Source organism: Plebeiibacterium sediminum, assembly GCF_026013605.1.
Lineage (GTDB): Bacteria > Bacteroidota > Bacteroidia > Bacteroidales > Marinilabiliaceae > Saccharicrinis > Saccharicrinis sediminus.
In genome coordinates this window covers 1-4,062 of sequence record NZ_JAPDPJ010000144.1, presented here as the reverse complement: position 1 = coordinate 4,062, position 4,062 = coordinate 1, and the positions used below count along the sequence as shown (strand labels likewise).

5 protein-coding genes are annotated in these 4,062 nt (G+C 30.1%); 1 reads left to right on the top strand and 4 read right to left on the bottom strand.

Annotation, left to right across the window (positions count from 1 at the left end; translation table 11 throughout):
- Positions 1-4 precede the first annotated feature (4 nt).
- The gene (locus OM075_RS24405; protein ID WP_363321657.1) at positions 5-145 is read left to right on the top strand and encodes a transposase; all 141 of its coding nucleotides are present in this window, start codon (positions 5-7) and stop codon (positions 143-145) included.
- A 571-nt stretch (positions 146-716) separates the two neighbouring features.
- On the opposite strand, the gene OM075_RS24400 is transcribed toward OM075_RS24405, so the two are convergent.
- From OM075_RS24400 to OM075_RS24385, 4 genes are all read right to left on the bottom strand, one after another.
- Complete coding sequence (locus OM075_RS24400) at positions 717-1,721, bottom strand: hypothetical protein (RefSeq protein ID WP_301193178.1); 1,005 nt, start codon at positions 1,719-1,721, stop codon at positions 717-719.
- A 263-nt stretch (positions 1,722-1,984) separates the two neighbouring features.
- Positions 1,985-2,359 (bottom strand): hypothetical protein, encoded by a 375-nt coding sequence (locus tag OM075_RS24395; protein WP_301193177.1) that lies wholly within the window; start codon positions 2,357-2,359, stop codon positions 1,985-1,987.
- 383 nt (positions 2,360-2,742) lie between these two features.
- Positions 2,743-3,153 carry a hypothetical protein gene (locus OM075_RS24390; protein ID WP_301193176.1) on the bottom strand — a complete coding sequence of 137 codons (411 nt, stop codon included), beginning with the start codon at positions 3,151-3,153 and terminating at the stop codon, positions 2,743-2,745.
- Positions 3,154-3,159: 6 nt separating this feature from the next.
- Complete coding sequence (locus tag OM075_RS24385) at positions 3,160-3,891, bottom strand: hypothetical protein (protein ID WP_301193175.1); 732 nt, start codon at positions 3,889-3,891, stop codon at positions 3,160-3,162.
- Between the last annotated feature and the right edge of the window lie 171 nt (positions 3,892-4,062).

Below are 4,062 nucleotides of genomic sequence, written 5' to 3'. Positions count from 1 at the left end.
CAATATTATTAACTATTTTAATAATAGAAGCACAAATGCAGCAGCAGAATCTTTTAATGCTAAAATTAAAGAATTCAGAAGGCAGTTCAGGGGTGTTTCAGATGTAAAATTCTTCTTGTTTAGGTTAACAAAAATTTTTGCATGATTATTAATTATACAATTTAGACCCAACTTTTTTACATGATCCCTTTTTATCTGCAAATAAAAGACACCTCAAAGCAGTAGTTCATACCAAAGCGATACAAAAAGTAACTGTTTTTCACGATACAACATAAAAAGTAATCGTTTTTCACAAAAAGTAATTGTTTTGTCCTGCACCCGGAAATCCTTCAAATCTTACCATTCCTGAATCTATATAATAAATACCCATATAGGTATCATGGAAAAGGTATGTTTTGTTGTCAACAAAACAGAGCAAAATCAATTGTCAATGAATACATTGAAGCGGATTAGCGCCTGTTTTTTTAATGATTTATAACCAAACCTTGATATTTTTACGCTTACAATGATACTTCCGACAACTAAAACTCTAAGGGTTCCAATATCAATCTCCATAATGTAGGATCGTTTCTCCCGGTTCCGTTCAACAACAAAACAACGTTCTTAATGACCTTTTAAATTATACCTATCATTAAAATATATTTAATCACCTTCATCATGGTAGGTATCTTTCTTTGGATGCTCATGATTAATTATATTGTAAGTGTTGTGGGTAGTTATTCATTAATCTTTAGTATTTTGTCCCAATTCTCTTGAATCTTTTTTATGCTATTTTTTACTCTTGTCACCTTGTCTTTTGCAAGATAATTATTTAACACATCATTCATATTATCAATTGAGTCAGGATTTAAAAGTCGCTGAGGATTTTCTTTTAGCCAAAACGTACTATTCATAGTTTCAGAAGTAACAGAACAATTCACTAATGTATCCAATGCCACTAAACTTAATGGTCTGCCCGAGTCAAGCCATTTCTTAGTCCTTTTCCAATCGAATTTTGATGCTACAGCTAAATAACCCCAAGAGCTTGAAATATTATTAACTCTATTTATGTTTTTCTCAATCCAGTCGAGCGATAAATCTGATTGAAAACTAATTAGTCCATTTAGTTTTTCCGAAAAAACATTTGGATTGTCAATTTTATCAAGCACGTCTGTATAGTGATAAAATCCTTCACTTAATGGTAAGCATTTCGCTAAACACTCAGAGTAATTCATTAAATTATCAAGGTTATGGTATTTCCATTCCTCTCTAATCCAATCCGCTGCAGTTGATTCTAATACTCTTGCCGCAAGTTCATAAAGTCGATACCCCAATACTCTATTATCATTTATTCGTTGTTTTAATGAATCAAGAATCTTTGTTTTTTCAAACCGTTTTAAGGAATCAACTATTTTATCAGTCAGCCACCAAACAACGATAGAATAATCAATTAATTTCTCAAGGTCATTTTTTATTAAGTCAAAGTCAGGAAAAGCAAGCGCTTTTTCATTTTTCACTTTTATCTCAGGTTGGCATGCCTCACCATTTTCTTCATAAAAATCATCATGTAGTAGAGGTGTCATTCCATGCTTTGAAGTCAAGTTAAAATACTCCAAAGGTCTTAACGCCCTATTTATCAATCGACGATGACAATCCTTGCATAATCGGTATGGATAATTTTCATTATCACTCGGCTCAATTATTTCAACTGATTTTATGTTACAAGATTGACATTTTATCATTTTGCAATGTCGTTTTTTTTAATTGCTGGCAACGTTCACTGGATGAAACGTAAATGATTTGAAAAACAAACCACCCAAATCACTACAGAGCCAAAATTTTTATTTTGTTTTAAACTTACACCTTTCTATGTATAAATGGAAATTTTGGCGGTGCTCAAACTTACCGCAAACCTCCCAAATCTATGCTGACATTTATGATTTATTCCAGATTGTTGTGGGTTGTGTTTTTCAATCTTATTTATTTGAACTCAAAAACATACTTTCTACGAGAGTCGATTGTAAATTACATCTAAAGGACTTATTCGATAATATAAGTTCAAGTAGCCAATTCCCAAAGTATATATCAAACCAAGCATTAATACTAGTAAATTCATAGTAAATAATTCTGTCTTTTTGATATTATAATATTCTATTATTTTTTGTCTATTCAATAGTACAATTAGTCCTAATGGAACAAAACCAATACTATAATAATACCATTCCACATTTTCATTTGGAAGCACTACTAAACTCATATTAAACAATATGTATGAAAAGTAACCGTTTGCAAAAATCCAACCTAACCGTCTTGGTATAAATAAACCTACAATAGATAAAACAATTACAATTGGTACTTTAAAACTTAGGGTATAAAACATCACTTTTAAAACTTGTCCAAAACTTAGCGTTATCCCTGAATGAAATTCATAAGCAATAATTCCATGGTACGATTTATACAACAAAGCTAATAATAGACATAACAGTATTATACATATAATAATTCTAGTCTTAAGTATATCTGCAAGTTTAATATTCATAAAATTAAGTAAATTGTTTTTCATTAAATCAAAAACTCAATACATTTCCCATAACTAATTTTCATTTCGAACATCCCTACATAACCCACAACGGTAAATTGTATGAGTAGTGGCAGATTGCGGGCTTCTTTCCTGTCAAACCGCTATGCAGTTTGAGCGGGCTACAAACCTCAAAATTTACCACATCGCCTGCCATTACTTATACAAAATGTTAGGCAATGTTATTATAGTAACTTATCCAATCTATTACCTCTACTCGGAAAATCCACTCTCGAAATCAAAACCTTCAAAACCTCAATACTTAATTTATCAACAACTATTTTTTCTCCACACATTTCATCTTTTACTAAGAGAAGTCTATCAAGTAAGCTTTTATAATCATCTGTTTGTTTGAATTTGTCTTGAAACTTTAAATACTTTTTTATTAAATCAGGGTCCTTTGATTCGATTACTATATCATCCACTACACATCCTTCTCTCCAATAGACATTATACTCTACATTCTTATCAAGTTCATGTTTAACCATCAAAGCCTTAAATTGAATAAACAACTGTTTCGCGACTTTTTCAAGAAATTCATATTTTTGTTTTTGACAGAATAGCTTTGTGTGAATAGTAACTGTAAATAAGTGCATAATTAATTATTTTAAGGCTTTAATTTTTTCCCATTCGATTTTTATTATCCTTCTGGATGCCTCTAAACAGACATCCCTTGCTGTTTGCAGTTTTTCTAAATTGTAATCTTCCTTGCTTCTAATAACTTCTATTACTTTATTAATCGCTTGTAATAATAATTTATGTTCTTCCGTTTTTGTATTTAACAACAGTTCAATTTTAAACTTTGTATAGAACAGCTTGTTATAATATTTCAATTCCTCTTCTTTTGAAAATATATCGTCAGGAGCTAAACTTAAACTATTAGTTAAAAAATCACTAACTGTTTCACGCAATTCGTTAATCCAACCTTGTCTGTTATTTGCTGCAATGGTTGCTTTAAATTCAGTTATTGCAATCTCTTTAGAATTTTGAATCTGTTTGTCAAGAATTTTTTCATTATTCTCAATTTGCGCTTTTAAATTTATTGAATTTCTTTGGGCTTGTCTTCTAGCTACCCATAGATTACCTATTACAGAAATAAAAGCAATTATTATTGCAGTTATCCACGAAATATTTCTGCTTACAAAAGATTTCTTTTCATTTTCAAAAGGTATCTGCTTAATATTTAATGTATCAGAAAGTTCTATCGAAAAATCCTGTGGTATAGTAACTTTATTGGAACATTCTATAACCATAGTGTCTGTGACTGATTGTCCAAATGATAGCAAGGTTATCAGATGAAATAGAATAATTGATATTAAAAATCTGTAAATCATTAAATTATATTTAAATCAAAAGTAAGAATATTAAAGAGTTTTACAATCTGGCACTGCTTTCTTTCTAATATTGCCTAACTTTTCAGTATCTGTCATAGACTGCTATTTATTTTGCCTATGTACTTCGTTTATTTGTTGGGCTAATGTAGTTATTTTTCACTAGTAAATGAG

Coding starts and splice junctions, on each gene's coding strand:
- OM075_RS24400 (WP_301193178.1), bottom strand. CDS start 1,721: ATGATAAAATGTCAATCTTGTAACATAAAATCAGTTGAAATAATTGAG.
- OM075_RS24395 (WP_301193177.1), bottom strand. CDS start 2,359: ATGTTTTATACCCTAAGTTTTAAAGTACCAATTGTAATTGTTTTATCT.
- OM075_RS24390 (WP_301193176.1), bottom strand. CDS start 3,153: ATGCACTTATTTACAGTTACTATTCACACAAAGCTATTCTGTCAAAAA.
- OM075_RS24385 (WP_301193175.1), bottom strand. CDS start 3,891: ATGATTTACAGATTTTTAATATCAATTATTCTATTTCATCTGATAACC.